The organism is Ligilactobacillus ruminis DSM 20403 = NBRC 102161, assembly GCF_900113455.1.
Lineage (GTDB): Bacteria > Bacillota > Bacilli > Lactobacillales > Lactobacillaceae > Ligilactobacillus > Ligilactobacillus ruminis.
Genome location: NZ_FOPI01000056.1, coordinates 1 through 2,027 on the forward strand (window position 1 = coordinate 1; position 2,027 = coordinate 2,027).

At 44.6% G+C, this 2,027-nt stretch carries 1 protein-coding gene and 2 pseudogenes; 2 read left to right on the plus strand and 1 reads right to left on the minus strand.

Going from position 1 to position 2,027, the window contains the following annotated elements:
- Positions 1-451: 451 nt before the first annotated feature.
- Positions 452-607 (plus strand): hypothetical protein, encoded by a 156-nt coding sequence (locus BMZ95_RS11325; RefSeq protein ID WP_164477219.1) that lies wholly within the window; start codon positions 452-454, stop codon positions 605-607.
- Positions 608-985: 378 nt separating this feature from the next.
- Here the strand turns inward: BMZ95_RS11325 and BMZ95_RS10560 are convergent.
- A pseudogene (locus BMZ95_RS10560) lies at positions 986-1,656 on the minus strand (DUF554 domain-containing protein).
- A gap of 183 nt (positions 1,657-1,839) precedes the next feature.
- Here BMZ95_RS10560 and tnpA point away from each other — a divergent pair.
- Positions 1,840-2,027: pseudogene (gene tnpA, locus BMZ95_RS10565) on the plus strand (IS200/IS605 family transposase); the annotation flags it as partial.

The following is a 2,027-nucleotide window of genomic DNA, read 5'->3' on the forward strand; positions in this document are numbered from 1 at the left end:
TTTTTCCGGGTCTATACTAAATGGTGTTGATGATGATTTTTCAACACCATTTTTTGTATTCACAAAATATCTTCGCAATGCTATAAAATGAAACTATACCAATGCAGCTGAATCTATCATTCCCACCTTCGTTTCCGTCTAACGTTGCGTGACATCCACCGTTTATTCGCAAAGCTCGAACGCGCTGCGACCTAACTGGGTTTCACCTCGCAGCCCGTTCCGCCCAGGTACTCTCACTTGGCAGGATTGCCTGCTGGCGTTCGAGCAGGCCTGGTGCTCGCGGGCTAAGCGCTCGGTTCCACACCTTGTCTCTGTCGCGCGCTCCACGACTTTGCCTGGTTGCGGTTGACATCACAATGCTTACCCGCCGGAAACTACGGCTGGAGGGTGTGGATTCAGAGAGGCTGACTCCCAATAATCAACCTGCTCATTTACGAAAGAAGGCCTTGAAATGATCATGGACAACACTCTTGAACTCCTTGGCATCACTGACTCCAACATCAAGATTACCAGATTCAGCGCAGAATCCGTCAACGGTGAGAAACGCAACGTCATCGAGGCACGTCTGACCTACGATGTGGACAGATGGCCCCTACTGCGAATCTGAAAAGATCGTCAGGAACGGATCTAAGATACTGCACACGCGCCTTACGGAGCTTCACCAGGAACGCTTTGAAATTAAGCTGTACAAGCAGCGCTATCTCTGCAAAGGAAGAACTGCTTTTTGACACATTTTGGCAAGTCAACAAGCATCTCAGTCCTTGCGGAGTCGTGCAAAGCGAAAAAACATGATGGAATCATGAAAGATCTCAGCAGAATATGTCTCAAATTAAAAAACCGGATGACTTGCAATCAACTGCAAGTCATCCGTTTTTTAAGTATGCATGACAATTGCCTTCCATGGATCAAAACGTCCAGAAAAGGAACTTTTTTCAGCTTCTTTTGGTTCGCTTTTAAAAGCTTTCATTGTTTCACGTGAAACATTTTAAAGGAACATCAATCCGATCGGCGGAATCAGCAATGAAGGCAACAGATTCATAATGCTGATTTTTTTGAGTCCCAAAATATTGATGCCGGACGCAAGGATTAAGATGCCGCCGACGATCGAAAGTTCGGTCAATAGCGTCGTGCTGATGGCTGTGGCACAAAGTTTGGCCAAAAGATAAATAGAACCTTGCCAGCAAAAAAGCACGGGCGCGCAAGCAGCAATGCAGATGCCGTATCCTGAAGCAAGAACGGTCGAAGTGATGCCGTCAAGCATCCCGTTCGTAAACAAATACGTATAATCATGATTCAATGCGGCATTGACCGGTCCCAGGATTGACAAAGTCCCGATGCAAAAAAGCAGAATTCCGGTTGAAATTCCTTGGGCCGATTGTCCGTTCGAGTGTTTTTCAACAAGGCTTGAGAATCTGCTTTCAAGGTCCAAAAAAGTCCCGACAACGCCGCCAATTGCCAGACTCAAGATGAAAAGCACGGGGTACTTGCTGTCTGGCATATGCTGAATCGTCGTATTTAAGCCCAAAGCGACGACCGCAAGCGCCCTAACCCTTGCATCAAAATGTCATGATATTTTGATGCCATGCCCTTTTTAAACAGGGTTCCAAGCAGGCTCCCGCAAAAAATCATGGCAGTGTTGAAGATTGTTCCAATCATAGGATGCGCCTTCCTTTCGTTTAGTCAATTATAGCATTTTACCCTAAAGGGGCGAGAATGCCCCCACTTCTCTAAGCGGGGGATGAATCGCCTATTTTGAAGCACTCAGCGCTTCTTTTTTCCTGATTCATTTTAAATCGGATATTATAATTAGTGCATAAATTGTAAAAGGTGATAAACACAATGGAATTGGACAAAAATAAACATTCGGTATATTCAATTAATTATCATCTTGTGATGGTGATAAAGTACCGCAGAAAAGTAATATCTGATGAAATATCGGAATACTTAAGGGCTACATTTGAACGGATAGGCATCATTATGGTGTTGAATTAGTAGAGTGGAATCATGATAAAGACCATGTTCATGTG

What these genes read in the sequence shown, in the direction of transcription:
- BMZ95_RS11325 (WP_164477219.1), top strand. Translation starts at nt 452, where the DNA reads ATGATCATGGACAACACTCTTGAACTCCTTGGCATCACTGACTCCAAC.